This is a genomic window from Flavobacterium sp. LB2P53 (assembly GCF_003970305.1).
Taxonomy (GTDB): domain Bacteria; phylum Bacteroidota; class Bacteroidia; order Flavobacteriales; family Flavobacteriaceae; genus Flavobacterium.
The window spans coordinates 1-1,804 of record NZ_RYDG01000021.1; the positions used below are offsets into that span (position 1 = coordinate 1).

Genomic DNA, 1,804 nt, shown 5'->3' on the forward strand with positions numbered 1-1,804 from the left:
GCTGGTGCAGCATTAACTGGAGGAAACTTTTGGCAAGGCGCAGTTACGGGTTTAGTGGTTAGTGGACTCAATCATGCGATGCATAAAATGCAAGAAAGGTCTATGTTAGATAAAGCAATTACTAAAGCTGGTTTTGATCCAGATGATGTTGCACGATGGACGAATGAAGAACTTACTACTAATATGGCTAAAATATTTCCTGATTTATATGAGTCTGCAAATTGCCCAAGTTTTGAAATACAAGATGTCATAGGTGGAAAAGATAATATTTATGGTCAAGCTCAAAAAACTATAACTGGAAGTCAAGGTAATTATAAAGTTGTTTCAAAAGGCTTGATTTATATAAAAAAATTAGCTTTAAATAGCGTTAGACACGCTGCAAGTGTTGCAGGTCACGAATTAAATCACGTTGCAGATTATGTTAGTGGTAGTTATGCTGGTTGGCTTAATAAATATAATAATAATGCTCATTCAGAGGTTAAAGCATATGGATGGGAACAAAGTATGGGTTCTCCTTATTTTAATAGTCAGATGTACAATCATTTTTTAAGTCTAACCAAATAAAACTAAGGAATATGAAAAAGATAGTTATTATTTTATTACTGGCATCAAATGTTTTGTTTAGTCAAAATCAAATGGGAGATATTCAAAAAAAATATTACACATTTTGTCATAATGATTTAGCTCATCTTGAGAAAATAGAAGCATATCCTAATTTTCAAGTAGAAGATTTATGTTCAATAAAATCCTGTTTTAGAAGTATTAGCTATGAAGAAATAAATAAAGTAATTTACAAAAGATTAACGGAACTTGCGATTAAAAATTTTAATGACGGAACATTACTTTATCTAATAGATGGTAAAAAAAGTGTAGAATGTGCTGACAAAAAGAATTTAAATATAAATGATGATAATGGTTTTATATACGTCAGTATAGATGATTTTATCAATGCAAAAGAAATAACTGTTGCTAAAGAGCTTTATAATAATGAGACAAAAAAACTCCTCAAAAACAAAAAGTAGTTCAAAGAAAAGCAGATAAAATAAGAAAACCCAGCGAATGCTGGGTTTTCTTATTTTACATCGTAAAGCACATTTTGAAGAGCGTCTTTGAGTTTTCTTTTACCAATAAAGGCATCAAGCATAATATAAATAGTTTGTTTTTCTTCTTCGTTTAAACTTTCCATAAGCGATACTTTTTCCATAATCGACTTATCAAAAGAGTTTATTTCTTTGAGTTCTTCGGTAGAAGCAAATAAATCAGATAAAGAAACGCCCATAGCATTTGCAATGCGTTCTAGAGTTGCAACAGAAGGGTCAGTTTTTCCATTTTCAATACGGCTATATTGTGCTTTGTCAATACTTGCCCCTGCTAGTCCAAGCAGAAATTAATAGAAAGGCTAGCGCGATGCCTCTGGCTCGTGCCCAGAAGCGCTATCAGACAAAACAAAATTAAACTACATCCTTAAATAAGTTGTAGTTTTTTGTTTTAGGTAGAATACAAATTGGCGTTGGGTGGCAATAGAACGCCGTCATTTTGATGCTTGGGGAAATTTAGCTAAATTGCAACAAAATGGAGTAGCTATAGCTTTACCAACAGATGGTACTAGCGCGCGACTAATGATGATGGACAGAGGCTACACCAGCCACGAGCATTTAGCAGAAGTTGGATTGATACACATGAACGGTCGTTTATATGATCCTGTTTTACGTTCTTTTTTAATGCCAGATAATTTTATCCAGCAACCGGAGAATACCCAAAACTACAACCGCTATGCGTATGTGTTGAACAACCCACTAATGTA

General features: G+C 33.2%; 2 protein-coding genes and 2 pseudogenes. 3 read left to right on the forward strand and 1 reads right to left on the reverse strand.

Going from position 1 to position 1,804, the window contains the following annotated elements; translation table 11 throughout:
* A pseudogene (locus EKL95_RS14990) lies at positions 1 to 564 on the forward strand (hypothetical protein); the annotation flags it as partial.
* Between the two features lie 11 nt (positions 565 to 575).
* Positions 576 to 1,022: a hypothetical protein gene (locus tag EKL95_RS14810; protein WP_126556374.1), complete on the forward strand. Its 447-nt coding sequence runs from the start codon at positions 576 to 578 to the stop codon at positions 1,020 to 1,022.
* 50 nt (positions 1,023 to 1,072) lie between these two features.
* Here the strand turns inward: EKL95_RS14810 and EKL95_RS15090 are convergent, their stop codons facing one another.
* Positions 1,073 to 1,384, reverse strand: a complete 312-nt coding sequence (locus EKL95_RS15090) for a helix-turn-helix domain-containing protein (protein ID WP_199736862.1) — start codon at positions 1,382 to 1,384, stop codon at positions 1,073 to 1,075.
* 136 nt (positions 1,385 to 1,520) lie between these two features.
* On the opposite strand from EKL95_RS15090, the pseudogene EKL95_RS14820 reads away from it, so the two are divergent.
* Positions 1,521 to 1,804, forward strand: a pseudogene (locus tag EKL95_RS14820) (RHS repeat domain-containing protein); the annotation flags it as partial.